At 65.0% G+C, this 24,377-nt stretch carries 29 protein-coding genes and 1 pseudogene; 14 read left to right on the forward strand and 16 right to left on the reverse strand.

Features of this window, described 5'->3' with window-relative positions; genetic code table 11:
* Positions 1–31 precede the first annotated feature (31 nt).
* Genes AC1D2F_RS04490 through AC1D2F_RS04500 form a run of 3 tightly spaced genes read right to left on the reverse strand, consistent with a single transcriptional unit; the run spans position 32 to position 3,287 of the window.
* The gene (locus tag AC1D2F_RS04490) at positions 32–949 is read right to left on the reverse strand and encodes a carbohydrate ABC transporter permease (RefSeq protein WP_364743455.1); all 918 of its coding nucleotides are present in this window, start codon (positions 947–949) and stop codon (positions 32–34) included.
* A complete protein-coding gene (locus AC1D2F_RS04495) occupies positions 946–1,914 on the reverse strand; it encodes a carbohydrate ABC transporter permease (protein ID WP_476966293.1) in 969 nt (322 codons plus the stop codon). Before AC1D2F_RS04495 ends, AC1D2F_RS04490 begins: the two co-directional genes overlap by 4 nt.
* Before the next feature lie 26 nt (positions 1,915–1,940).
* Positions 1,941–3,287, reverse strand: a complete 1,347-nt coding sequence (locus AC1D2F_RS04500) for an ABC transporter substrate-binding protein (RefSeq protein WP_229996213.1) — start codon at positions 3,285–3,287, stop codon at positions 1,941–1,943.
* 272 nt (positions 3,288–3,559) lie between these two features.
* Here AC1D2F_RS04500 and AC1D2F_RS04505 point away from each other — a divergent pair, with 272 nt between their 5' ends.
* Both AC1D2F_RS04505 and AC1D2F_RS04510 read left to right on the forward strand, forming a co-directional pair.
* Positions 3,560–4,483 carry an AraC family transcriptional regulator gene (locus AC1D2F_RS04505; RefSeq protein ID WP_476966294.1) on the forward strand — a complete coding sequence of 308 codons (924 nt, stop codon included), beginning with the start codon at positions 3,560–3,562 and terminating at the stop codon, positions 4,481–4,483.
* 165 nt (positions 4,484–4,648) lie between these two features.
* The gene (locus AC1D2F_RS04510) at positions 4,649–5,188 is read left to right on the forward strand and encodes a dihydrofolate reductase family protein (protein WP_229993294.1); all 540 of its coding nucleotides are present in this window, start codon (positions 4,649–4,651) and stop codon (positions 5,186–5,188) included.
* A 369-nt stretch (positions 5,189–5,557) separates the two neighbouring features.
* Here the strand turns inward: AC1D2F_RS04510 and AC1D2F_RS04515 are convergent, their stop codons facing one another.
* Positions 5,558–5,905 (reverse strand): YqfO family protein, encoded by a 348-nt coding sequence (locus AC1D2F_RS04515; protein WP_414645446.1) that lies wholly within the window; start codon positions 5,903–5,905, stop codon positions 5,558–5,560.
* Positions 5,906–5,971: 66 nt separating this feature from the next.
* A complete protein-coding gene (locus AC1D2F_RS04520; protein WP_476966295.1) occupies positions 5,972–6,889 on the reverse strand; it encodes a helix-turn-helix transcriptional regulator in 918 nt (305 codons plus the stop codon).
* A gap of 171 nt (positions 6,890–7,060) precedes the next feature.
* On the opposite strand from AC1D2F_RS04520, the gene AC1D2F_RS04525 reads away from it, so the two are divergent.
* The 4 genes from AC1D2F_RS04525 (at position 7,061) to AC1D2F_RS04540 (ending at position 10,597) form a co-directional block, all read left to right on the forward strand.
* Positions 7,061–7,918, forward strand: coding sequence for an aldo/keto reductase (locus AC1D2F_RS04525; protein WP_476966296.1), 858 nt, complete (start codon positions 7,061–7,063; stop codon positions 7,916–7,918).
* A gap of 27 nt (positions 7,919–7,945) precedes the next feature.
* On the forward strand, positions 7,946–8,629 hold the full coding sequence (locus AC1D2F_RS04530) for a flavodoxin (RefSeq protein ID WP_476966297.1): 684 nt from the start codon (positions 7,946–7,948) through the stop codon (positions 8,627–8,629).
* 146 nt (positions 8,630–8,775) lie between these two features.
* Positions 8,776–9,600: an SDR family NAD(P)-dependent oxidoreductase gene (locus AC1D2F_RS04535; protein ID WP_364743473.1), complete on the forward strand. Its 825-nt coding sequence runs from the start codon at positions 8,776–8,778 to the stop codon at positions 9,598–9,600.
* A gap of 76 nt (positions 9,601–9,676) precedes the next feature.
* Positions 9,677–10,597 carry an NmrA family NAD(P)-binding protein gene (locus AC1D2F_RS04540; RefSeq protein ID WP_364743476.1) on the forward strand — a complete coding sequence of 307 codons (921 nt, stop codon included), beginning with the start codon at positions 9,677–9,679 and terminating at the stop codon, positions 10,595–10,597.
* Positions 10,598–10,606: 9 nt separating this feature from the next.
* Here AC1D2F_RS04540 and AC1D2F_RS04545 read toward each other — a convergent pair.
* From AC1D2F_RS04545 to AC1D2F_RS04570, 6 genes and pseudogenes are all read right to left on the reverse strand, one after another.
* A pseudogene (locus tag AC1D2F_RS04545) lies at positions 10,607–10,690 on the reverse strand (aminoglycoside phosphotransferase); the annotation flags it as partial.
* A 136-nt stretch (positions 10,691–10,826) separates the two neighbouring features.
* Complete coding sequence (locus AC1D2F_RS04550; protein ID WP_476966298.1) at positions 10,827–11,453, reverse strand: FAD-binding oxidoreductase; 627 nt, start codon at positions 11,451–11,453, stop codon at positions 10,827–10,829.
* Between the two features lie 7 nt (positions 11,454–11,460).
* Entirely contained in the window at positions 11,461–12,201 is a 741-nt protein-coding gene (locus tag AC1D2F_RS04555; protein WP_476966299.1) for an FAD-binding oxidoreductase, read from the reverse strand.
* Between the two features lie 57 nt (positions 12,202–12,258).
* A complete protein-coding gene (locus tag AC1D2F_RS04560) occupies positions 12,259–12,696 on the reverse strand; it encodes a cupredoxin domain-containing protein (RefSeq protein WP_229993304.1) in 438 nt (145 codons plus the stop codon).
* A gap of 149 nt (positions 12,697–12,845) precedes the next feature.
* A complete protein-coding gene (locus AC1D2F_RS04565; RefSeq protein WP_476966300.1) occupies positions 12,846–14,036 on the reverse strand; it encodes a Fic family protein in 1,191 nt (396 codons plus the stop codon).
* A 119-nt stretch (positions 14,037–14,155) separates the two neighbouring features.
* Complete coding sequence (locus AC1D2F_RS04570) at positions 14,156–15,037, reverse strand: helix-turn-helix transcriptional regulator (RefSeq protein ID WP_229993306.1); 882 nt, start codon at positions 15,035–15,037, stop codon at positions 14,156–14,158.
* A 206-nt stretch (positions 15,038–15,243) separates the two neighbouring features.
* On the opposite strand from AC1D2F_RS04570, the gene AC1D2F_RS04575 reads away from it, so the two are divergent.
* Positions 15,244–16,704 carry an MFS transporter gene (locus AC1D2F_RS04575; protein WP_476966301.1) on the forward strand — a complete coding sequence of 487 codons (1,461 nt, stop codon included), beginning with the start codon at positions 15,244–15,246 and terminating at the stop codon, positions 16,702–16,704.
* Positions 16,701–17,096, forward strand: a complete 396-nt coding sequence (locus AC1D2F_RS04580; RefSeq protein WP_476966302.1) for a nuclear transport factor 2 family protein — start codon at positions 16,701–16,703, stop codon at positions 17,094–17,096. Before AC1D2F_RS04575 ends, AC1D2F_RS04580 begins: the two co-directional genes overlap by 4 nt.
* 75 nt (positions 17,097–17,171) lie before the next feature.
* Here AC1D2F_RS04580 and AC1D2F_RS04585 read toward each other — a convergent pair whose 3' ends face one another.
* Positions 17,172–17,564 (reverse strand): VOC family protein, encoded by a 393-nt coding sequence (locus tag AC1D2F_RS04585; RefSeq protein ID WP_476966303.1) that lies wholly within the window; start codon positions 17,562–17,564, stop codon positions 17,172–17,174.
* A gap of 198 nt (positions 17,565–17,762) precedes the next feature.
* Between AC1D2F_RS04585 and AC1D2F_RS04590 the strand changes: the two genes are divergently transcribed.
* Together AC1D2F_RS04590 and AC1D2F_RS04595 are read left to right on the forward strand one after the other, a co-directional pair.
* Positions 17,763–18,149 carry a hypothetical protein gene (locus AC1D2F_RS04590; RefSeq protein WP_229993310.1) on the forward strand — a complete coding sequence of 129 codons (387 nt, stop codon included), beginning with the start codon at positions 17,763–17,765 and terminating at the stop codon, positions 18,147–18,149.
* A gap of 139 nt (positions 18,150–18,288) precedes the next feature.
* Positions 18,289–19,275 (forward strand): aldo/keto reductase, encoded by a 987-nt coding sequence (locus AC1D2F_RS04595; RefSeq protein ID WP_476966304.1) that lies wholly within the window; start codon positions 18,289–18,291, stop codon positions 19,273–19,275.
* 36 nt (positions 19,276–19,311) lie between these two features.
* Here AC1D2F_RS04595 and AC1D2F_RS04600 read toward each other — a convergent pair whose 3' ends face one another.
* The 3 genes from AC1D2F_RS04600 to AC1D2F_RS04610 form a co-directional block, all read right to left on the reverse strand.
* Positions 19,312–19,695, reverse strand: a complete 384-nt coding sequence (locus AC1D2F_RS04600) for an SHOCT domain-containing protein (protein ID WP_414645447.1) — start codon at positions 19,693–19,695, stop codon at positions 19,312–19,314.
* A gap of 115 nt (positions 19,696–19,810) precedes the next feature.
* On the reverse strand, positions 19,811–19,966 hold the full coding sequence (locus AC1D2F_RS04605; RefSeq protein ID WP_018773067.1) for a hypothetical protein: 156 nt from the start codon (positions 19,964–19,966) through the stop codon (positions 19,811–19,813).
* A 139-nt stretch (positions 19,967–20,105) separates the two neighbouring features.
* Positions 20,106–20,582 (reverse strand): VOC family protein, encoded by a 477-nt coding sequence (locus AC1D2F_RS04610; protein ID WP_476966305.1) that lies wholly within the window; start codon positions 20,580–20,582, stop codon positions 20,106–20,108.
* Positions 20,583–20,725: 143 nt separating this feature from the next.
* Here AC1D2F_RS04610 and AC1D2F_RS04615 point away from each other — a divergent pair, with 143 nt between their 5' ends.
* Both AC1D2F_RS04615 and AC1D2F_RS04620 read left to right on the forward strand, forming a co-directional pair.
* Positions 20,726–21,169 carry a DUF3054 domain-containing protein gene (locus AC1D2F_RS04615; RefSeq protein WP_229993314.1) on the forward strand — a complete coding sequence of 148 codons (444 nt, stop codon included), beginning with the start codon at positions 20,726–20,728 and terminating at the stop codon, positions 21,167–21,169.
* Positions 21,170–21,257: 88 nt separating this feature from the next.
* Entirely contained in the window at positions 21,258–21,539 is a 282-nt protein-coding gene (locus AC1D2F_RS04620) for an Lrp/AsnC family transcriptional regulator (protein WP_090580900.1), read from the forward strand.
* Positions 21,540–21,639: 100 nt separating this feature from the next.
* On the opposite strand, the gene trpD is transcribed toward AC1D2F_RS04620, so the two are convergent.
* Complete coding sequence (gene trpD / locus AC1D2F_RS04625; RefSeq protein WP_476966306.1) at positions 21,640–22,701, reverse strand: anthranilate phosphoribosyltransferase; 1,062 nt, start codon at positions 22,699–22,701, stop codon at positions 21,640–21,642.
* Positions 22,702–22,849: 148 nt separating this feature from the next.
* On the opposite strand from trpD, the gene ctaE reads away from it, so the two are divergent.
* Positions 22,850–23,488: an aa3-type cytochrome oxidase subunit III gene (gene ctaE, locus AC1D2F_RS04630; protein ID WP_229993316.1), complete on the forward strand. Its 639-nt coding sequence runs from the start codon at positions 22,850–22,852 to the stop codon at positions 23,486–23,488.
* A gap of 86 nt (positions 23,489–23,574) precedes the next feature.
* Positions 23,575–24,363: a cytochrome bc1 complex diheme cytochrome c subunit gene (qcrC, locus tag AC1D2F_RS04635; protein WP_229993317.1), complete on the forward strand. Its 789-nt coding sequence runs from the start codon at positions 23,575–23,577 to the stop codon at positions 24,361–24,363.
* Positions 24,364–24,377: the final 14 nt, after the last annotated feature.

Below are 24,377 nucleotides of genomic sequence, written 5' to 3' on the forward strand. Positions count from 1 at the left end.
GGAGTCCTTTACTAATCGAAGAGGTGGCCGGCTATTTGACGGCGCCGAGGGAGAGGCCCTGGACGAGTTTGTCCTGGGCGGCGAAGCCTGCGAACAGCACCGGCAGGGAGATCACGACGGCGGCGGCGCAGACTTTGGCGAGGAACAGGCCCTGGCCGGAGACGAAGCCTGTGAGGAAAACCGGGGCGGTGCCGGCCACGACGCCGGTGAGGACCCGGGCCAGGAGGAGTTCGTTCCAGCTGAAGATAAAGCAGATCAGGGCGGTGGCCGCGATGCCCGGCATTGCCACGGGGGCGATGACCTTCCGAAGCGTGAGCAGCAGGGTGGCGCCGTCGATCTGGGCGGCTTCGAGCATTTCGACCGGCACTTCGGCGAGGAAGGAGCGCATCATCCATACGGCGATGGGCAGGTTCATCGAGGTGTACATCAGCACCAGGAACCAGATGTTGTCCAGCGCGCCGGCGGTCTTGGCGAAGAGGTAGAGCGGCAGGACAGCGGCCACGACGGGCATCATCTTCGTGGAGAGGAAGAAGAACATGACGTCGGTCCACTTTTTCACCGGCCGGATGGACAGGGCGTACGCGGCCGGAATGGCCAGCAGCAGAACCAGGACGGTGGAGAAGATCGAGGCGGTGGCGGAGTTGATCAGCGACGGCCACGGGCTGACGCCGGATGTGGCTCCGAAGAACTCCTTGTAGGCGTCCAGGTTAAGGTCGGCGGCAATGGAGGGCGGGTTCGTCGCGGCGTCGATTTCCGAGTGGAACGATGTCAGGATCATCCACAGGACCGGTACTGCGAACAGCAGGGCCAGGAGCCAGGCTGCGATCCCGGCGGCCGTGTTGTTGCGGGTGGGGTCCATGCGCGACTTGCCTCGGCGCCGGGAATCCGTGGTCGGAGCGGGCGGGGCGGGGACTGATGACCTGGGCTCGGCCGGGGTGAGGGTGCTCATCGTGCTGCCTCCTTCTTGAAGAGCGAGAATACGGTGCGGAGTGCGAAGGTCGCCACGACGATGGTGCCGATGACCACCACGACGCCGGCGGCTGAGGCCAGGCCATATTCGTTGGCGTAGTAGAACGTCTCGTAGATGGCGTAGGGCAGGTTGGCCGTGCCCAGGCCGCCGGAGGTGATGACGAAGGTGGCGTCGAAGTTCTGCACGATGTAGATGGCTCCGAGCAGTCCGCCGAGTTCCAGGTACTGGCGCAGGTGCGGCAGCGTGAGGTGGCGGAAAATATCCCAGGGACGTGCCCCGTCCATTTGTGCGGCTTCGACGGTATCCATCGGACGGGACTGGAGACCGGCAAGCAGGATAAGCATCATGAACGGGGTCCACTGCCAGACCAGCGACAAGATGATGGCCATCAGGGGTGCCTGGGACAGCAGGTCAGGCTGGGGCGGGGTGTCACTGCCGAAGAGCGACCAAACCCAGGTCAGGGTGCCGTTGATCAGGCCGTAGACGGGGTTGAGGATGGCATGCTTCCAGATGAGGGCCGCGGCAACCGGAACGATGAGGAACGGTGCGATCAGCAGGGTCCGGGCCAGGCCGCGGCCGATGAACTTCTTGTCCAGGAGCAGGGCCAGGCCGAGGCCAAGGACCAGGCTGGCCAGAACCACCGAGACGGTCTCGATGATGGTGGTGACGATCGCCTGCAGCATGTAAGGGTCGGTGACAACCTGGATGTAGTTCTCAAAGCCGGCGAATCCGGTCTTGTCTGGGCTCAGGCTGTTCCAGTTCATGAACGAGATGATCAGGGTCACCACGAACGGAAGCTGGGTGACGACGATGAGGAAGACCAGGGCCGGCAGCAGCGGTGCACGCCGTGCCCAGTCCATGGCACGTTCCCGCGCCCTGGCGTTCTTGGAAGGTTTGGCTGTCTCGCTCCCGTGGCGGGAGACGCGCGCCGTTGCGGTAGTCATGATGTTCTCCTGCGGTTCGGTTGTTGCTACTTGTACTTGTCGCCGACTTTTTGTGCGGCTTCCTGGCCCTTGGCCACCGCGTCGGCGACGGAGCCCTGGCCGGCGATGGCGGAGCTGACGCCCTGGGACACCCGTGTGCCCAGGGCGGCGAACTCGGGAATACCGACAAACTGGATGCCGACGGCCGGCCGCGGCTGGACACCGGGGTTGGTCGGATCGGCGTTCTCAATGGCAAAGCGTTCGGCTTTGAAGAACGGTGCGGCCTTCTGGAACTCGGCGTTCTCGTAGGTGGAGATGCGCTTGCCGGACGGGACCTTGGACCAGCCGAGCTTGGACGCGACGAGCTCCTCGTACTTCTTCGAGCTGGCCCAGGCGATGAACTTCCCGGCAGCGTCCTGCTTCTTGGAAGCCGCCTGCATGGCCCAGGACCAGGTCCACAGCCAGCCCGAGGACTTGGTCTCTTTTACCGGGGCCTGTGCGTAACCGATCTTTCCCTTCACCGGGGAGGCGTCGGCTTCCAAAGCGCCGGCTGCGGAGGTGGCGTCGTACCACATGGCGACCCTGCTCTGGCTCATGTTGTTCAGGCACTCGGTGAAACCGGCCTGCGCGGCCCCCGCTTCACCATGCTCTCGCACCAGCTTCGTGTAGAACTCCGTGGCTGCAGTGAATTCGGGAGCGTTGACCTTCGCATTCCAGTCCTTGTCGAACCAGGTCCCGCCGAAGGTGTTCACCACCGTGGTCAGCGGCGCGAAAACCTGGCCCCAGCCGGGCTGGCCGCGCAGGCAGATGCCCTTCATCCCGGGCGCTGCGCCGTCAGCCTTGGCGGCCAGGGCCGCGACTTCGTCCCATGTCGGCTTCTCCGGCATGGTCAGGCCCTTGGCATCGAAAATGTCTTTCCGATACATCAGGAAGGAGGACTCGCCGTAGAACGGTTCGCCATAGAGCTTGCCGTCCTTCCCGGTCAGGGAAGCGGTGTAGGCCGGCAGGATGTCCGCCTGGTTGAACTCGGCATCCTGGGCCACGTTGTCCAAGGGCGCCAGCCACCCGTTGGCGGAGTAGAACGGGATCTCATAGTTGGAAAGTGACGCGATGTCGTACTGTCCGGCCTGGCTCGAAAATTCCTGGCTGATCTTGGCGCGGACGTCATTTTCCGGCAGGACGGTGAAGTTGACCCGGATGCCGGTGTCCTTCGTGAAGTTAGCAGCGGTGAGCCGCTGCAGGTCCTCCATCTGCGGGTTGTTGACCATCAGGACATTAATGCTGTTCGGATCGCCTGCGGAATTGCCGCCGCCGGCGCCTGCACAGGCCGAGGCGCTCAGCGCCACGCACAGGGCACCTGCGGCCAATGCGGGAACGCGTAATTTTGCGCGCATTCAAGGACTCCTTTGTTCTTCAGGGGGTGCAATGCTGCCCTACTCCGACTGCTGTGTCAGGTGCGGGGCGGTGAGCGGGACTAGGGGCTTGATGCCGGGTGCCCCGCTGATGTTCCTCAAGATTAGGCTTGTGGCATAGGGCACAACTAGCGTCGTGGTTGCTGGTTTCTGATACTAATTTTCCTGAACGGTCACGGGCCGGGCGCTACTCTGGGAGGGGGCGGCCAAGGTGCCGTCCATAATTCATGATCCGAACTCATGGGAGAACCAGGATGAGCACGGCGGACCCGAGCGACGGCGCAACGGCCAGGCTTGCCGAAAGACTGCTGGGGATGCGGGCCAACCGGGAGGTGATTCCGGAAGACCCCAACCATTCCGTCCGTTGGCACGAGCACGATTACCCCAGCCCGGTTGCACGTTGGAACTACCATCCTGAATACGAACTGCACCTGATCCGGAAAGGCACCGGAAAGTTCATCGTGGGAGACCACATCGGCACTTTCGAGGCCGGACACCTCGCCCTGGTGGGTTCGGGGCTGCCGCACGACTGGGTCAGCGACCTCGAGCCCGGAGAAGTGCTTCAGGGCAGGGACGCCCTCATTCAGTTCGACGGAAAATGGGTTGAGCAGGCTGCCTCGATTCTCCCGGAAATGGCCGAGGTCAAACCCCTGCTGGAACAGTCCTCGCGCGGCATCGAGTTCCTGGGGCGATCAGCCACGGCCGCCGCGGCTTCCCTCGAAGCGATGGGAACTTCCACCGGGTTGCAGCGGCTTCACCATCTCTTTGACGTGTTGGCGATCCTTTCGCGCGCGCCGCAGGAGGAACGGCGCTACCTCGCCGACGAATGGTTTCGGCCTCAGCTGGACGGCCAGGGCGCGGCCGTGGTGGACATAGTCCTCGAGTACGTGTTCGGCAATCACGCCGGCAGCGTCAGGATGTCCGAAGCTGCGGCGCTGGTGGGAATGTCGGAGCCCACGTTTTCGAAGTATTTCAAGCGCGCAACCGGCCAGAATTTCAGCGACCTCGTGCGCAAACTTCGTCTGGCCCACGCCCGCCGCCTGCTCGAGCAGAGCGACAAATCCATCTCCGACATCTGCTACGAAGTGGGTTTCACGAACCTTTCCAATTTCAACCGGCATTTCCGCAACGACGCCGGCGAAACTCCCCGGGAGTATCGTCAGCGAGTACAGAACTGACGGTCGCAGCACGGGGTTCTGCATGGTCACACCCCGGCGGGCGTGATCTGGACTCCCTGGCCCGGCGATGGGCATCGGCGGTAGATTGTGGCTGATAGTCGCTGCCGCCAGTTCGACGACGGGTGCGGATAACAGCCAAGCGCCACCGACCTGAAGGAGATCTTCATGGGCAAGCTCACTGTCACCGCTTTTACCACCCTGGACAACGTCGCCGAGGAGCCCCAGCTCTGGACAGGCCCGTTCTTCAGCGACGCCACCGCGGCTTTCAATGAACAAGTGCTGGCCGCGGCGGACTCAATGTTGCTCGGCCGGGTCACCTATGACGGATTCGCCGCCTCCTGGCCGTCGCGGTCGGGCGACTTCACCGCCGATAAGTTCAACGCCATGCCGAAGTATGTCGCGTCAACCACCATGGACCACGCGGACTGGAACAACAGCACGATTATCGCCGGCGACATACCCGGCCGGGTCCGCGCGCTTCGCGAACAAGAGAACGTGATCGTTTGGGGAAGCCCGACGCTCGTCAAGACGCTCATGAAGGAGAGCCTCGTCGACGAGTACATTCTGCTGGTCTCCCCCATCGTGCTCGGGCATGGCAAGAAGATGCTGCCGGAGGACGGCACCCGGCACACTCTGCACATCGTCGAACTTGAGCTCCTCGAAGGCGGGATGCTGGCACTCCGGATGGCACCGGCAGCGGTCTGAGTCCTGAGCCCATCGGAAGATAGGCCTAGCTATCCAGTTTGGGTGCTGCGCGGACGTGGGCGCGTTGGCCTTGCCTTCCGATGAGGCCGAGGTATTCGACGGGACCGGCGCTGTGGAGCCGAACCAGCACCGCACCGCCTCCACAGGACACGGACATCACCCACCAGCCGAGGCGACAGCCACTCTCGCGGACATCACCCGGAGCCTGGATTCGGCCGCATGGAGCATCAGGACTAGGGAGGAGATCACGCGCACACTCCCTGGTCCCGGTGGCCGAGCCATTCCGTTGCACGACGTCGTCGTGCAGGCCACCCGACACCCCTGACCTGGCCACTGCGGCGTCGGGAGCCTCCTGTTCCGTCGGCGGCGTTAGTCCCCCGAGCCTGTACCGTCCGGCAGGCTGGCATCTACCGGGAAGGTCATGAACGCCGGCGTCTCGTATGGATGCGCGGACAGCGCGGCGTCGACGACGGCGGCGCGCCGGGAGCGCGGGTAAATCGCCTCGATCCGGGTTTCCGGCACCTCCTCGGGCTCATTGACGGCGCCGATGGTCGGGGTCGCGCCCGGCAGCGGTGTGAAGCGCCCGGTGCCGTCGAGGCTGAACGAGCAGTGCGAGTAGTTGCCCAGCCTGCCCGCCCCGGCGTCGCCAATGGCCTGCCGGACCGCGTGCGCAGCTTCGGTGGGGACGTAGATGACCAGACAATCCATTGGCTCCATGCCAGAAAGTCTGCCACCCCCGTAAAAGTCATGATTAAATTTCGCTGCGGTCTTTGGTGCTCAGGTTCAGTCCCGGGAGTCGCCGTCTGGCGGGATGATTGCTGCGGTCCGCGGATGGGCTGGAGCCGTTTCGATCGGACGCTTGTTGGTGGTACTCCAGCTGCTGAGGAAGTCGAGTTGCTCTTGGGCATGGCTTTCCGGTTCCGCAGTGTAGGCAATGAGAGTCAGACCCGTTCCCGGGAACTCCAACGAATCGCCTGTGAGTTCGATGTCCCCGATCAGTGGGTTGTGCAGTGTCTTGCGGGCTGAGCGGTGGAAGCGGACGTTGTGCCGTGCCCAGCGTGTCGAGAATTCCGTGCTTCCAGTGGCAAGGTCACCAACTAGGCTGTTCAATGCCCTGTCGTGCGGGTTGCGTCCTGTTTCGGCGCGGAGGGCGGCGGCGAGATCATCTGCGATCGTGTCCCATTCGAGAAAGAATTCCTGGGAGCGCGGGTCGAGGAACATGAACCGTGCGAGGTTCAGCGGCAGGCTCTCGGGGCTGAGAATGCCGGCGTAGAGGGCGAAGCAGAGGCCATTGGCGGCGAGGACGTCCATGCGTGAGTTGCGGACGTATGCGGGCGTGCCTGTCATGCCGGCCAGGATCCGTTGAACGCTGGGGCGCACTTCTGCCCGTGCCCGGCGTGTTCGGGATGCCGGCGCCGGCGTGGCCGCCCTGGCCAGGTCGAGCAGGTGGGCTCGTTCAGCCTCGTCGAGGTGCAGGGCGCCTGCGAGTGACTCGAGGACACTCTCGGAGACTCCCCGCAGGTTCCCCCGTTCGAGCCGGGCGTAGTATTCCGTGCTTACGCCGGTGAGCATGGCCACTTCCTCGCGCTTGAGGCCGGCCACCCTCCTCGTTCCGCCGTAGGCGGGCAGCCCGGCCTGGGCCGGAGTGATGCGCGACCGCCGGCTCATGAGGAACTCGCGGACGTCGTTGTTGTTCTCCATGGCCTCTACGCTACGACCCCCCGGCCCGGCCTGACAGGAACTGGCAGTACACCGCACAGCAGGCACTCCCGCGCGCAGGATATGGCTGGTTTTCTTGAATGAGTTCAGATCCTTGTCGCCGTCCCTGCGACTACGATCCGGCCCCTACCACCCCCAGACAAAGGAAACACCATGAATACCGTCACCCTTAATAACGGCGTCGAGATGCCGATCCTGGGCTTCGGCGTCTTCCAGATCCCCGACCACGAAACCCAGGCCGCCGTCGAGGCCGCCATCGCAGCCGGATACCGCCACCTGGACACGGCGGCCTCCTACGGCAACGAGGCGGCCGTCGGTGCCGCGATCAAGGCCAGCGGAATCGCTCGCGAGGAACTCTTCGTCACCACCAAGCTCTGGATCCAGCACGCCCCGACCGGCAGTGTACAAGACGACACCAGGCGTTCGTTCGAAAACTCGCTCCACCGGCTGGGACTGGAGTACCTGGATCTGTACCTGATCCACCAGCCGCTCGGGGACTACTACAGCGAGTGGCGGGCCATGCAGGATCTTCACAAGGAAGGCCTGGCCCGCGCGATCGGCGTCTCGAACTTCCACCCCGACCGGCTCGTCGACCTCATCGATCACAACGAGATCGTCCCGGCCGTCAACCAGATCGAGACCCACCCGTTCCACCAGCGTGCCGCCGACCAGGCCCTGATGCGCGAACGGGGCGTCCAGATCGAGTCCTGGGGACCGTTCGCCGAGGGAAAGAACACCCTGCTCACCGATCCGCTCCTCAGCGCCATCGCCGTGGCGCACGGCAAGTCGGTCGCCCAGGTGGTGCTCCGCTGGCTCATCCAGCGCGAGGTCGTCGTCATCCCCAAATCAGTCCGGCCGGAGCGGATGGCCCAGAACCTCGATGTCTTCAACTTCACCCTCACCGATGAGCAAATGTGCCAGATCGCCGCGCTGGACACCGCTGCCAGCCTCTTCTTTGACCACCGCGACCCCGCGATGGTGAGCTGGCTGGGCGGACGCCGGTACAGCTAACCAGAAAACCCGACCGGAAGACCCCTGATGACCACGAACCTACGCACCATGGGCCGGCGCTCCGTCCTGCGTTCGGCTGTCGCCGGTTTCGGTGCTGCCATGATCACCGCCGGAACGTCGGGCTGCGCCCCCAAAGAACGGAACATTCCCATGCCACAAAGCAGTCCAGGACCCGGCCACGTCGGCAGGCAGATCCTGCTCGCCTATTTCTCACGGGCCGGGGAGAACTACCACTACGGCGGCCGCACCGACCTCGACGTCGGCAACACCGAGGTCCTGGTCGCTATGATCCGCACGCGCATCACGTGCGATGTCCACCGCATCGAAGCCGCCGACCCCTACGCCGCGGACTACGACGCAACCGTCGCGCGCAACGTCCGTGAACAGGACGGTGACGCCCGCCCGGCCATCGCCTCCCCGATGCGCTCGATCGACCAGTACGACACCGTGCTCCTGGCCAGCGGGATCTGGAACGTCCGGGCCCCGATGATCATGGCGACGTTTGCCGAGAGCTACGACTTCACCGGCATGTCAGTCCATCCGGTTACCACCCACGCCATGAGCGGACTCGGCACCACTGAACGGGACTACGCGAGATCCTGCCCCGGGGCGACCATCGGCGAGGGACTAGCCGTGCGGGGCGAGGAAGTCCGGGATGCCGGAGCCGCCGTCGAATCCTGGCTTCGCCGTACCAGGCTCCTCGATAGATAGCTGTACGGGAGCGCATCGTTCTGTGGGCTTTGCGCGCGCGAGCACAAAGAGCGGCGCGAAAAGAGGTGAGTGCGCCCGGCGCCCGGGCGCCAGCACCGGCCTATCATGGGGATCACGGAACCGAACGCAACCGGGGGCCGCTTAGCATGACCAACGAACGCGAACGCAATGAAGGGCCAACGGGAAACGTTGCGCTCGTGACCGGCGCAAGCCGAGGGGTAGGCCGTGGCATCGCACTGGGCCTTCTGGCAGCGGGGTTTCGGGTTTATGGCACGGGCCGCTCGATCGACCAGGCGGACCTGCCGCAGGAGATACGGCGACTGCGTTGCGACCATCTCAACGACGAAGAGACGGCGCGCGTGTTTGAAACGATCCGGTCCGAGAGCCGCCGCCTCGATCTCCTCGTCAATTGCGCCTGGGGCGGCTACGAGAAGATGGTGGAAGGTGGCACGTTCACGTGGCCTGCGCCGTTTTGGGATCAACCGCCGCATCGCTGGACCGGCATGATGGACGCCGGCGTCCGCGCCGCATTTGTGTGTTCGGCGCACGCGGCCCGCATGATGACTCCGCGGCACCGCGGCTTGATCATCAACATCAGCTTCTGGTCGGCGCAGCGTCACCTCGGCAACACGATCTACGGCATCGCAAAAGCGGCGACAGACAAGATGACGTCCGACATGGCCGTCGAGCTGAAAACGTTCGCTGTTCCGGTAATCTCGCTCTACCCCGGGCTGGTTCGAACCGAAGCGGTCGTGGCAGCGGCGAAAAGTGGCGCGTTCGATCTCTCGACCAGCGAAAGCCCAGAATTCATCGGCCGCGTGATCAACGCATTGTTCCACGATCCGAACCTGATGGCGCGGACCGGTCAGGTGCTTATCGCCGCCGCGGTTGCGAAGGAGTTCGGCGTACTGGACATCGACGGAAGTTCGCCGCCGGCGCTGACGCTTAGGGACATTGGTTTGGAGGGGTAAGCCCCCGAGGATGTGGCACGGTTGGTAGTCTTAGCCGACTATCGCCTTCCACCGGACATCACTTGAGGTGCAATCCATGACCGCGACGACACCCCCTCCGGGCACCGTCCTTCTCGCCGGTGCCACCGGCGATCTCGGCGGGCTTATCCTGCGGAATCTGGTCGTCCTCGGGGCCACCGTTCGGGTCCTGACACGACCGGAGACCAACACATCGCGGATTGCACAGCTGCGCGCCCAGGGCGCCGAGGTGATCCAGGCGGATTACGACGATTCGGACGGCCTGCGAAGGGCGTGCACGGATGTTGATTGCGTGGTCTCCGCGATCAACGGCCTCGACAGCGCCATCTTGGATGGTCAATCGCGCTTGCTGGAGGCGGCGGCCGCCGTGGGTGTCCCCCGTTTCATCCCTTCCGACTTCTCCATCGATTACCGCGGTATCCGGCCCCGAAGCAACCGGAACTTGCAGCTCCGCAGAGACTTCGCACAGAGACTGGACGCAACCGAAATCCAGGCCACATCGATCCTCAACGGCGCCTTCACCGACATGCTCTCCGGGCAGGCACCAATGATCCTGTTCTCGCGGCGCCGTGTGCTGTTCTGGTCCGACCCCGACCAGGTGCTCGACTTCACCACCAAAGACGACACCGCCACGTACACTGCTGCCGCCGCCCTCGACGAGCGGGCGCCCCGTGTCCTCCAGATCGCCGGGGACAAGGTCACGGCAAGGACCCTGGCATCCACCATGACCGACCTGACGGGCACACAATTCCGGCTCCTCTACGCGGGCAGCGTTGGTTCCCTGACTGCTATGAGCAGGGCAGTTAGAGCCCTCATGCCGGCCTCTACCGAGCCGTTCCCGCCGTGGCAGGGCATGCAGTACTTCGCCAGCATGTTCAGTGGCGACGCGAATCTGCGTTACGTCCACAACGACAGGTACGGCAGCCGGAAATGGACCACCGCCCGGGACGTCCTGGAGCAGCACCGCCAGCAGAGCTGACCGTGCGGCAAGGCCGAACGACTGCGCGGCGTACGCCAGATCCCACAGCCGTGTGCTGGGGCCGGCACCATCCCAATCGATGAAGACCCACCTGCTAGTTCTTGCTCGTCCTCGATCATCCCTGCAGGCTACTGGAATGCCGTCAAACGCTGCTGGAAAGACTCGACAAGGTCGAGCTGCCCCGGCCCCTCTCTGGCGTCGCCCAGCGTCCATCACATCGGCGAAGTTCCTAGGCGATCGGGCGGACGTTCTGATTTGATCGGAAGAGGTTGATTGGGTCGTGTGTGGCTTTGACGGCGGCCAGGCGATCGTAGTTGGCGCCGTAGGCTGCTCTTACGCGCTCCTCCCCCTCCTGGCCCAGGTCGTTGACGTATACCCCGCTTGCGGCAAAGGGCTGCATCGCTTCGAAGAAGGCGCGGGCCCAGCCGATGTGGCGCTCCGTCGCTGCCGGGTCCGACCACTGGGCCAGGATGAGGAGTTCGCTCTGGGACCGGCGATGGGGAAATGCCGTGGCTGCCGGGTCGACCCGGGCGGCCACACCGTGCAGTTGCTGCATTCCGATGCCACTCGCCGCCGAGGGCATCTCGGACGCAAACCGGAGCAGGACATCGACGGCGTCGGCGGTGAAGTCGGTGAAGAAGCTCGATTTCCAGTAGTGGTTCTGGCCCGACGGAAAGTCCGCGTCGTGAGCGCTCTGCAGAACGACGTAGTCCGTTGGGACCACCACATCCAGGGCTGGGCCGAGATCGCGCAGCGGTCGGAGAGCCTGCTCCGCCTCATCGTGCTCGCCGCTCCAGCAGACGCCGACGCCGAGGACAGGGCGCCCCGAGCCGTCGGGCCCCAGGCTGGCCGACATCGAGAGTTCATCGGGACAAGAGGCGGCGAACCCGGGGTAGAACCGCAGGACCTCCCGCGTCCGTTCGGCCGGGAATGAGAGCGCCCCGGCAAGKACCGGCCCGACGGGATGCAAAACGATACGTGAACGAGGTAACGACGCCGAAGTTGCCGCCGCCTCCCCGGATGGCCCAGTAAAGGTCTGCGTGTTCGCCGGGGCTCACCGTCAGGAGCCTGCCATCGGAAGTCACGATGTCGGCGGCGAGCACGTTGTCGCAGGCGAGCCCGTGCTTGCCGTTGAGCCAGCCGATGCCACCGCCGAGGGTCAGGCCGGCGATGCCGGTAACCGAGACGACTCCGAGCGGCGTGGCTAGGCCGTATGCCTGAGTGGCGACGTCAAGGTCGGCCAGGAGCGCACCCGCTCCAGCCACGGCGACGCGCCGTTCGGCATCGATCCGCACGTTCTTCATGCCAGAGCACTCCAGCATGAGCCCATGGGCGCCGACGGCGTTCCCTGCCACGTTGTGACCGCCGCCCTTGATGGAAACAGGGAGATCGTTTTCCCGGGCGAAGGTCACCGCGCGGCGGATATCTTCGGCGTCAGCAGGGCGGACAATCACGTCCGGACGGCGGTCAATCATCGCGTTGAAGACCTTCCGGGCTTCGTCGTAGCCGAATTCTCCGGGACGGAGCAGCCGGCCACGGAGAGCCGAACCCAAGTCCTCAACGACGGATGGGTCAAGCGACGGTGAGGGGGTCTTGATAGCCACGCCAAGGCACCTTTCTCGATCGAGACCGTCAAGAACGCGCCCCCGCCGGCGTCGTCCTCATTTGACGGTCAGCGAGCCGTGCATGTTGGAGTGGTACGTGCAGTGAAACGCGTATGTGCCCGGCACGGAAGGCGCCTTGAATGTGGCCGTACCGCCGTTTTCCTTGACCTCTACATCGAAGAGTGTCGCATCCTGGTCTGCGGTCACCGTGTGCTCGGCAGTGTCCATGTTCACCACCTTCACCTCAGCACCGGGCGCGACCGAGCCAGGGATCTCGTAGGCGAATTTGCTGATCGTGATTGTCGCGGCGGCGGCGTTTGCCGGCCCTGAAGCGGTAGATCCCGCCGGGGCGGACGGTTCCATCGACATACTGGGAGAGGTCCCGGCCGTCGTGGCAGGGGCCGACGCCGGTGTTCCGCCGCCTCCGGCACAGCCGCTCAGCCCGATCAGGACCGTGGCCAGCACAAGTGCAGTCCGTGTCTTATTGGTTGTCATGATGTGCCGTCCTCGACGCTGGAGGGGGGCTGGGAAACAGCCCGGCTTCTTTCCATTCTGCAACCGCCACCATCAAAAAGCACCATCAAAAAGCACCCGCCAAATTGCACCGCCAAACCACGGGCCAACAGCGGGACGTCGTCGCCCCCTCAGCCAATCTTTCCGGCGTCTGCCAGCCGGTTGTTGAGCCGGTCCACCTCGTCGAGGACTTCTGTCGCCGCCCAGGCACGGCTGCGCTTTGACTGGGTGACCGGGGTGATGACCCCAGCATTGGAGAGCCTCTGCAGCGCGGCGTAGACGGAGCTTTCGGCGACGCCGGCAATATGGGCAGCGCTGTGGGCCTCGAACACGGGCCGCTCCAGAAGCCACGGAATGATCTTCTCGTCCGCGGATCCCCTGCGTGGCCTGGCCAGCTCCAGCCACATCGCCGGCAGGGCATCGAGTGCGGCCACGGATTCCCGGGCGGCGTCCGAGGCGCGGACCGCGGAACGGGCCAGGTAGAGCACGAACGGATCGGCGTCACCGGAGCGGTAGTTGTTGACGAGGCTGAAATACGTGTCGACGTCGGCGACCATCGCCGACGCGATCGGGGTGACCGTGTTCTTTGTGAGCCCGCGACGCCGGGAAATTGCGCCGATCAAGGCCCGGCCGATCCGGCCATTGCCGTCGGTGAAGGGGTGGATGGATTCGAAGTGGGCGTGCGCGATCGCCGCCTGCGCCATGATCGGTACATCGCGGCGGTTGCAGAAAACCATCAGGTCCTCCATCAGGGCCGGCACGAGCTCCGGCGGGGGCGGGACGTGGATGGCCCCGCGCGGCGAATGGTCGCTGCCGCCGATCCAGTTCTGAACGTCCCTGAATTTGCCGGCGTGTGGGCCGTCCATCGGGTCCTCTTTCATGAGCGTGTGATGGGCACCCAGCATTGCCTCCAGCCGGATCTCCCCGGTTCGCCCGGCGTCGTCGATCATCCCTTGTACGGCGTCGGCTGCCGCCACCATGGAGCGGGCGTCATCACTGGCCTTGAGCCCGATCATGGCCCGGGCGTAGTCGTCACGGTTGGCGTTGACGTGCTCGATTTTAGAGGAGGAAACGGCCTCACTGCGGAGAAGGAACCCGCTGATGGCGGCCATCCGGGTGCCGGCCGTGACGTCCAGGGACGCTATGGCAACGGCGGCCTCCTCAAGGGCGACAATGGTCTCGCGCCCCGGATCGAACCAGCTCCGGGCGATCATGGGTGGCAGCGAGACGACAACCTCGGTGAATTCCCGGTCTTCGCGCGGCGGCCGCCCCGACGACTTCCACGGCATCGTCTTGCTGCCGTGCGCGGGCCAACGGGTCATGGATCCTCCGGAAGTCTAAATAGTCACCCTACTATTTAGATTTTAGGGGTCAAACATGAATAGTGCGACGATATGCTGGGGAAACCGCCACCCGCGTCCCGCAACGCGGGATCTTTCCTTCAGCCGGAGTGGGAGGCGACGACGGGAATCTCGGCGGTGGACGTCGCAGCCCAGCTGGCCAGCAGTTTCAGGCGCTCCTCGGTCGCGGAGCCGGGTTCGGCGGTGTAAGCGAACATTGTCCAGCCGGGGTTGGCCGGCAGCTCCATCGCCTCGTACGTGAGTTCGAGATCGCCGACCACGGGGTGATGGATACGTTTGAAGCCGGTTCTGTGAAGCCGGACATTGTGGGCTGCCCAGCGGGTACGGAAGTCCTCGCTGCGCGTCGCAAGCTCCCCGACCAGATCCGAGAGTCCCTTGTCGTGCGGGTCCTGGCCCGCGGAGCTGCGCAGGACGGCGACGATATCGTTGGCGCTCCGCTCCCAGTCGGGAAAGAAGCTCCGGGCCTCCGGATAGAGGAACACGAAGCGGGCGCTGTTGGCGGGCCGGGCACTGCCGGTCAGCAGGGGCGCGTACAGTGCACGGCCGAGCGCGTTGGCGGTGATGAAGTCCATGCGTTCGTTGCGCACCCAGACGGGCGCACCAGTAATGGAGTCCACGAACCGTTGCAGGCTGGGCCGCACCTCCTGCGGCTTCGCCGGACGCCGGCGGCGGGCCGGCCCGGGCTGCGCGGCACGGGCGAGAGCGAACAGGTGCGCGGTCTCGGCTTCGTCCAGCCTCAAGGCGTGCGCAATGGATTCCAGTACTTCATCGGAGACCCCGCTGAGGTTTCCGCGTTCCAAACGCGCGTAGTAGTCGACGCTGACCGAGGCCAGGGTCGCCACCTCCTCGCGGCGCAGCCCCGGGACGCGGCGGTTGCTCCCGACGATCAGATTCACCTGTTCCGGTGTCACTTTCGCGCGGCGCGTGCGCAGGAATTCACTCACATCATTTCGGCTCTCCATGCTTTCAGGCTACGGCCGGTGATGGAAGTGTGGGAGGGCCTGTCAGTACACCTCTCGGTGCGGGAACCGGGGCTGAAGGGTGGTCTGGGAGTGCGTGGATCAGCAGTGACTCCCGCTCCGTGGCTTTCTGCGGTGTTGTTGATAGTGCGGGCCGCCGCCTGACCGACTTTCAGAAGCACCACACCATCCGACCACGAAGGACCACCGTGCCCACCACCACAGCCGCGTCCGCCACCCGGGTCCGCCCGACGGCGATCCTGGCGATCATCCTTGTCAGCTACTTCATGATCATCCTGGACAACTCGATCATCTTCACAGGCCTGCCCAGAATCCAGGCTGAATTAGACCTTTCGGCCACCGCACTGTCCTGGGTGCAGAATGCGTACACGCTGGTGTTCGGCGGACTGCTGCTGCTCGGGGCCCGCCTCGGCGACATTCTGGGCCGCCGTCGCGTGTTCATCGGCGCTCTCGCGGTCTTCGCCCTTGCGTCCCTTCTGGTCGCAGCCGCCCCCAGCGACGAGTGGCTGATTACTGCTCGGGCACTCCAGGGAATTGGCGCAGCAGTCGTGGCCCCCTCCTCGCTCTCTCTGCTGACGGCTACGTTCGCTGCCGGCCGGGAGCGCACCCGCGCCGTGGCATCCTACGGCGCCGTCGCGGGAATCGGGGCCAGCCTGGGCCTCGTCGTCGGCGGCGCGCTTGCCGAATGGGTTTCCTGGCGGGCGGGGTTCTACGTGAACGTGCCCATCGGAATCGCCATGATCATCGCCGCGGTCAGGTTCATCCCGGAATCCCCGCGGGCCTCCGGCCGCTTCGATTTCACCGGCGCCGTGGCGTCGACCCTTGGCATGGGCGCCCTCGTCTTCGCGATCGTCAAATCCGTCGACGCCGGCTGGGCGGCGCCCGAAACGGCCACGGCCCTGATCGTGGCCGCGTTGCTGCTAGGCCTGCTGGTCCTCAACGAATGGAAGGTCAAGCAGCCGATCATGCCGCTGCACCTCTTCGCCAGCCGGGAACGGGCCGGCGCCTACACAGCGCGCCTCCTCTTCGCCGGCACTATGATCGGCTTCTTCTTCTTCACCACCCAGTTCCTGCAGGGCGTCTACGGCTACAACCCGCTCCAGGCCGGCGTCGCATTCCTCCCCATGACGATCGTGAACTTCTTCGTCGCGCTGGGCGTCCCGCGGCTCACCCACCGGTTCGGCAACGCGATTCTGCTCGCTGCCGGGCTTGCCGTAACCCTTGGCGGCGTGTTCTGGCTGAGCAGGATCACCGCCGCGACCCCGTACCTCACCGGGGTCGCAGTGCCGCTGGTGCTGATCGGAATCGGCCAGGGCCTCGCCTTCGCCCCGCTCACGGCCGCGGGGGTCGCGGGAGTCACCGCCAAGGACGCCGGAGCAGCCTCGGGGCTCGTCAACACTTCGCACCAGCTCGGCAGCGCCCTCGGCGTCGGTGTCCTCGTCGCGCTCTCGGCCAACGCCGGCTCGCTCGCCGCCAGCGCGGCGGTCGCCTACACGGGCGGTTCCGTCATGCTGGCAGCGGCCCTGGCGGCCGTCCTCATCCTCATCGTCCCGGCCGAGCGATCGGCCCGGCGCGCCGCCCGTGCCGGATCCGCCCCTTCCAAGGGCCCCTCGCTGACACCCGTTCAATCAAACCGGAGCACACCATGACAAACGACACTGGCAACTACGAGCCTTCGGATGCCGCAGAGGCCATCAAGAAGGCCAACACCGATCTGAACCGCTGGATGGTCCAGGGACGCACTGACCGGCTCGAGGAGTTGCTCGACGACGGCTTCGTCCTTGTACATATCACCGGGTACGTGCAGTCCAAGGCCGAGTGGCTGGCGCAGATTGACTCCGGCGAGATGACCTACCACGGCATCCGTGAGCAGTCGGTCAAGGTTGAGGTCCACGGCGATACGGCCGTCGTTGTCGCCAGAAATCTCGTCGACGCAACGATCTGGGGGTCACGGGCGACGTGGCCCCTGGAAATGACGACGCCGTTCGCGAAGCAGGAAGGACGCTGGCGGCCGACGCGCTCCCGCGCCATCACCTACTAACGGTCGGCGCGTAGCGGCAGAAGGAAAGGCAGAAGCACGCCGTCGAGCGCGCCGGCCGCGTCCGCTTCCAGCCGCCTAGCGCTGAGAGGCTTCCCGAACGTCCGGCGGCGTAGCTTCCTGTATCACCCAGCGGTTGCCGTCCGGGTCGCTGAAGTAGGCGAAGGCGATTCCACCGATGTCTTGGACGTCGCTGATCTCTGCTCCCCGCCGGAGTAGCTCAGCCCGTGCCGATGCCATGTCGGGGACCACCAACTGCAGTCCTTCCAGGCTGCCCGGCGGCATGCTGGTCATTCCCGTGCCGATGACGATGGAGGCGGCGGAGCCGGGCGGCGTGAGTTGGACAACCCTCATGCCCGGTATGTATTCGACATCATGGTCCAGGGCGAACCCGAGCCGGTCTGTGTAGAACGACTTGGCCTTGTCCACATCACTGACGGGTACTTGCACGACCTCGAGGCGCATCTCCATGCGCCTTACAGTACCCCGGTTTGCACGTACGCACGGGGGCCGAGGATCAGTCGAGGAATTCGGGACGGCGTTCCTTCGATCTCGTGATGGGAGTGCTAGTTTTGCCGCAAGACGCGCTTCCCGGGACGAACCGGCAGTGACAGCCGTGTGCCCGCCGCTCGCGAGATTGCTTGGGACTGGACAGGGGACTGGTTTTTGATGGCAGTTGATCAGCTTTTCGCAACACTCGCCTGCGCCCTTCTAGCCGGCTTGGCCATCTTCCAGGCCGCACTCATCGGTGGAGCTCCGCTCGGGAGGATGGCGTGGGGCGGACAACACCGTATCCTGCCTGCCAAACTCAGAATCGGGAGCGCCCTGTCCATAGCTGCGTATGCCCTTTTCGCCTATGTAGCGCTGGCCAAGGCCGGCCTTGTCCTGCCGTTGGTCAGCGAAGCCTTTACTTCAATCACTGTGTGGGTGATGACGGCATACTTCGCGCTCGGCGTCGTCATGAACGGGATCTCCCGCAGCAAACCCGAACGCCTCGTCATGACCCCCACAGCGCTGGCCCTCGCAGCCACCTACCTGGTCCTTGCACTTCACTGAGCTCCGGCCTGGGGCTGCGGGATCCCTTGAGGGGTGCCCTGCCGGTACACCTTTCACCAGGGTCTCCCACGTGGCCGCAACGGCAAGGTGACTGGAGACGCTGAACCCGACTCCCCGCACAACGATCAAAGGAGACAAGATGCACACGCGAACTCTCGGACAGGGCTTGCAGGTCTCGGCCATCGGTCTTGGCTGCATGGGCATGTCACAGGGCTACGGTCCGAACCCCGGAGACCGCCAGACGATGCTCGAGGTGCTCCGCAACGCCGTCGAGATCGGAATCAACTTCTTCGACACCGCAGAGGTATACGGGCCCTTCGTCAATGAGGAACTCGTCGGCGAGGCGCTCGCCCCGGTGCGGGCCGAGGTGGTGATAGCGACCAAGTTCGGCTGGCGGATCGAGGACGGCAAATCGGTAGGACTCGACAGCTCCCCCGAGCGGATCAAACGGGTCGCCGACGAGTCGCTGCGCAGGCTCCGCGTCGACACCCTCGACCTTTTCTACCAGCACCGGGTCGACCCGAATGTGCCTATCGAGGAAGTCGCGGGCACCGTCGGCGAACTGGTTGAGGCCGGCAAGGTCCGCCACTTCGGCCTTTCCGAAGCCTCCGCCGCCACCATCCGGGCTGCACATGCTGTCTTCCCGGTGACGGCCGTGCAGAGCGAGTACTCCCTGTGGACACGGGATCCGRAACCGGAGGTGCTGCCAACGCTGGCCGRACTGGGCATCGGGTTCGTACCCTTCAGCCCGCTCGGCAAGGGCTTCCTCACCGGCACCGTCAACCCCTCGACGTCATTCGCAGACGGCGATATCCGGGGCACTATCCCCCGCTTCACCGCCGAGAACCGGGCCGCGAACCAGGCCCTCGTGGACCACGTCGCCGGTCTCGCCGGCGCCAAGGGTGCAACCCCCGGCCAGGTGGCACTGGCCTGGCTGCTGGCCCAGCAGCCGTGGATCGTCCCGATCCCCGGGACCAGGCGGCGCGGGCGCCTCGAGGAAAACGCGGCCGCTACCGCCGTCGCGCTCTCTGCCGACGAGGTCGCCGACTTGAATGCGGTGGCACGCCGGATCGGTGTGCAGGGGAACCGCTACAACGACCTCCATATGGGCCTCGTCGGGCGATGACACGGGCGAAAATGCGCCCTCAGGACGGCCGGCCGGTCAGGCCTGGCTCAGCGCCTTGGCCTTGACAGCGTCGAACTCGCTCTGGGTCAGCGTGCCGGCGTCGAGGAGCTCCTTGGCCTTGGCGATTTCCTGGGTGGGGGATGCTGTGGCGACGGAGCGGATGTACTCGTTAGTGGCGGCTTGGGCCTGTTGTGCACTCCTGGCCTGGCGCTCGGCCATGCTGCGGCCCCGCGCGATCAGGTACACAAGAACTGTGAGGAACGGCACGAAGACGAGGAAAATGATCCACACGGCCTTGAGCCAGCCGTTGAGCTCGTGGTCCCGGAAAATGTCGGTGATAACTGCAAACAGCGCGAAAAGGTAGGCGACGAACGCGAATCCCCAAAAGAACAGCCAAATGACGCTCCAGAATTGCTCCACGGGAGCCATCCTTTCGTTCTGAGGAAGCCCTGCTGGCATTCCTTACGCGCCAAGGTAGTCCGCCGGCATATCCGCTGTAAGGACCATAAGGCCTGAATTTGCCGAGGTGGCGGGCCTAGAAGAAGTGCAGCTCACTGGCCGCGTCCGGGGAAGGATGCACCACGGGAGCTTGGCCCAGTTCGAGCAGGATGTCGTTAATGCTCAGCTGGCCGTCCAGCTGAGGATCCAGCTGCACCGGGACAACAGCCTCCGGAACGGCGTCGCTACTCATGCCACGATCATATGTGCGGTCCGCCCCGGAGCCCGCGGGCCACGCCGACCGGGGGTCAGGGCGGGCCTGGCCCGGTCCGCCGCACCGGATTCCGGCGCGGCGGACCAACCGGCGCCGGGCGCCGGGGGCATAAGTGGCGTCAGTMGCCGTCGTAAGCGGACTGAAGGGCGGCGATGTCCAGCTTGCGCATTCCGAGCATCGCCTGCATGGCGCGCTGGGCGCCGTCGGGGTCGGGGCCACCGATCAGTTGTCCCAGCACGGCCGGCACAACCTGCCACGAGACCCCGTACCGGTCCTTGAGCCAACCGCACTGGCTTTCCTGGCCGCCGTCGGTCAGGGCCGACCAGTACCGGTCCACTTCTTCCTGCGACGCGCAGTCGATGACAAAGGACACCGCCTCCGTGAAGGTGAAGGCCGGTCCCCCGTTCAATGCCGTGAAGGTACGCCCGTCAACCTGGAAGCGGACGGTAATCGCCTGGCCGGCCGGCCCGGGACCGCCCTCGCCATACCGGGAGACGTCGAGGATTTTGCCGCCGTCGAAGACGGAGACGTAGTATTCGGCGGCTTCCTCGGCCTGGCTGTCGAACCACAGGCAGGTGGTGATTTTTTCGCTCACAGCGCTCCCCTTGCGTTCGCCCGTGCCACCGGCTGGCTCCGGCGGCGATCAGCGGCATGGGACCGAGCCTAGCCCCACGGTGATTTCACGCACAACGACTTCCGCCGGCCGGACGTCATCCGGACGGGACTAGGCTTGATTGTATGCCTTCTCCAACACCCAGACTCCCCCGTCCGTCCGCCCAGGATGCTTCCAGTACGGGCCTTCGGCCCGCGCAGACAGCCGCACTGGCCGCCTCCGCTGATGCGCTCCTGATCCTGCTCTTCGCGGCGATTGGGCGCGACGCGCACCAGCGGGGGGAAATCATCACCGGCGTCTTTGCGACGGCGTGGCCTTTCCTGGTGGGCGCGGCACTGGCATGGCTCGCCCTCCGGCTGTGGCATGACCCCCTGCGGGTGTGGCCCGCCGGCGTCGCCGTCTGGCTCGGAACTGTCGGCGTCGGCATGATCCTGCGAGCCGTCACCGGGCAGACAGTGGTGCTGCCGTTCATCATCGTCGCCCTGGTGAGCCTGGGCGTTTTCCTCCTGGGTTACCGCCTTGTGGCCGCAGGGGTGCGGCGGTTGCGTTCACGCCGCCGCCAGGGCTGATGCACTAGGCTTGCAGAAGATGGCAGCGCCCGGACACGGGCCGCCGACAGGCCCGCAAACGGCGCAACCGATCCGGAAAGGCTCACACGTGGTCACCGCATTCGTCCTGATCAAGACAGACGCTTCACGCATCCCGGAGACCGCCGAGGAAATCTCCGCCATCGCCGGTATCAGCGAGGTCTATTCCGTCACGGGCGAGTGGGACCTGATCGCCATCGCCCGGGTCGCCAAGCATGAGGACCTGGCAGAAGTCATCGCAGACAAGCTCTCGAAGGTCCGGGGCGTCGCCCACACCACCACGCAGATCGCCTTCCGCGCTTACTCACAGCACGACCTCGACGCCGCCTTTGCCCTCGGGTTCGAGCAGTAGCGGGCAACCAAGCAGCTTCAGCGCTACGCAGGACGGGCCCGGCATAATCTGCCGGGCCCGTCCTTCTTGGTCTGTGCCTTCTGTACCAGCCTGGCGGCGCCTAGGCGGTCTGCGACAGAGCGACCCACCTGTCCAGCACCGCGGCCGCGGCACCGGATTCAATGGACTGCTCGGCGCGTTTGAACGCCGCGGCCATCCGCTCCGCCAGCGGGCCCACGGCGTCGAGGTCGAACGCGACCAGCCCGGCCGCGGCGTTGAGCAGCGCAGCATCACGGGCCGGCCCCGGCGCACCGCCAAGGACAGCGCGGACGACGGCGGCATTGGCCACGGCGTCACCGCCGCGCAACTCCTCCAACGTGGCCGTCCGGATGCCGAGGTCGCGCGGATCAAACATCTCTTCCGTGACCTCGCCGTTGCGGATCTCCCACACGCGCGACGGGCCGGTGGTGGTGAGCTCATCCAAGCCGTCATTCCCTCGGAAAACCAGGCCGCGGCTGCCGCGCTTGGCCAGCACCCCGGCCACTAGGGGCGCCATCTGCTCATTGGCGACGCCCACGGCCGAGGCCTGGACATGTGCCGGGTTGATCATGGGGCCCAGGAAGTTGAACGCCGTCGGAACGCCGATTTCGCGGCGGGCGACGGCAGCATGACGCATCGAGGGGTGGAACACCTGGGCGAAGCAAAACGTGATTCCCGCCTCTTTGGCGTTGAGCGCCACGCGGGGAATGGGAAGATCCAGCCTGACACCGAGGGCCTCCAGGACATCGGCGGATCCGGACGAGGACGACGACGCACGGTTGCCGTGCTTGACCACCCTGGCCCCCGCGCCGGCGGCGATAAGGGCGGCCATCGTGGAGATGTTGACGGTGTTCTGCTGGTCGCCACCTGTGCCGACGATGTCCAGCTTCTCACCGGCAATGTCAATGGGGTTGGCGTTGGCGATCATCGCCTCTACCAGGCCAGCCAACTCATCCACGGTCTCGCCCTTGGAGCGCAGCGCCACCAGGAATCCCGCCACCTGAGCCGGCGTCGCCTCGCCGGACATGATGGAGTTCATGGCCCACTCAGTACTCCCGGCAGTAAGGTCTGCGCCGCTGATGAGCGCGTTGATGAGCCGCGGCCAGGTGTTGCCTGCCGCCTGTGCAGATGCCTGTGAAGTCACCTCCCGATGCTATCGAGGTCCGCCCCGCAAAGACCAATGTGAACCCCTCCGGGAACTTTTCCGCGCGAATTCGCGTCTTTGTAGAAAAAGTCCTCCGAAAACGCGGTTTGCGTTGGGCAGTACGGACTTTTATAGACATAATGTCTATGTGACATCTGCGACCCATGCCCCCAGTACCCCGGCGCACCCGACGCTGAACCGCCCGAACATGGTTTCTGTTGGAACCGTTGTGTGGCTGTCCAGTGAGTTGATGTTCTTCGCCGGTCTCTTCGCCATGTACTTCACACTCCGTTCGACTTCCGGACTGATGTGGGCCGAAGAGACAGCCAAGCTCAACTTCCCGTTTGCGCTCGTTAATACGATCGTCCTCGTGGCAAGTTCCTTTACTTGCCAGATGGGCGTCTTCGCTGCCGAGCGGCTCCAGCCGCGCCGAACCGGCGGACGCTTCAGCTTTACCCAGTGGGGGATGAACGGATGGTTCATCCTGACGTTCCTCATGGGTTCCTTCTTCGTCGCCGGCCAGGCGACCGAGTACGCCATGCTCGTTTCCGAGCATGTCTCGCTGTCCTCCAACGCCTACGGTTCAGCCTTCTACATAACGACGGGCTTCCACGGCCTGCACGTGATCGGCGGCCTGATTGCCTTCCTGCTCATCATTGGCCGCTCCTTCGCCGCGAAGAAGTTCGGACACTTTGAGGCAACCTCGGCGATTGTCACCTCGTACTACTGGCACTTCGTGGACGTCGTCTGGATTGGCCTCTTCCTGGTCATCTACGTCCTCAAGTAGTCAGACTTGACTCTTTTTCTACAAGAGGCAGAATTTCAAGAAGCGGCTCCCGGAGCCACCGCAGGATCGAATAAAGGAACCACCACGTGAAGGCACTCTCGCAGAAGCGACGTCACCCACTGGCAGCAATTGCACTGCTGCTGATGGGCCTCTTGGTCACGGGTGGGCTGTACGCCGTTGCCACCACCGTCAACCAGGCCAAGGCCGACACCACCACCTACAGCGCAAGCGACGTAGAGGAAGGCGGCAAGCTCTTTGCCGCCAACTGCGCCACCTGCCACGGCATGGGTGCCAGCGGTTCGCAGGCCGGGCCGTCGCTTGTGGGCGTCGGCGCCGCCGCTGTTGACTTCCAGGTCGGCAGCGGCCGCATGCCCATGCAGATGAACGGCCCGCAGGCCTACAAGAAGCCCGCCCAGTTCAATGAGGAACAGACCAAGCAGCTGGCTGCTTACGTTGCCTCCCTCGGCCCCGGCCCGGCCATCCCCGAGGCCGGTGTGCTCGACGAAAAGGGCGATGCCGCCAACGGTGGGGAGCTCTTCCGCACCAACTGCGCCATGTGCCACAACGCTGCCGCCGCCGGCGGTGCACTTACTCGGGGCAAGTTTGCCCCGGCCCTCGCAGGTGTCTCCGGGCAGCACATTTACGAGGCAATGGTCACCGGCCCCCAGAACATGCCGGTCTTCAGTGACGCGAACATCTCCCCCGAGGGAAAGCGCGACATCATCACCTACCTGAAGCAGATTGAGGCCAACGGTTCACCCGGCGGCGCCGATCTTGGTGCTTTGGGACCGGTCTCCGAAGGTCTCTTTGTCTGGATCGCCGGGCTGGGCGTCATCATCGCGTTCACCATTTGGCTGACATCCCGCACGTCATAGGCGGACCTTGCACC

Source organism: Arthrobacter sp. P1_B3 (assembly GCF_056406615.1).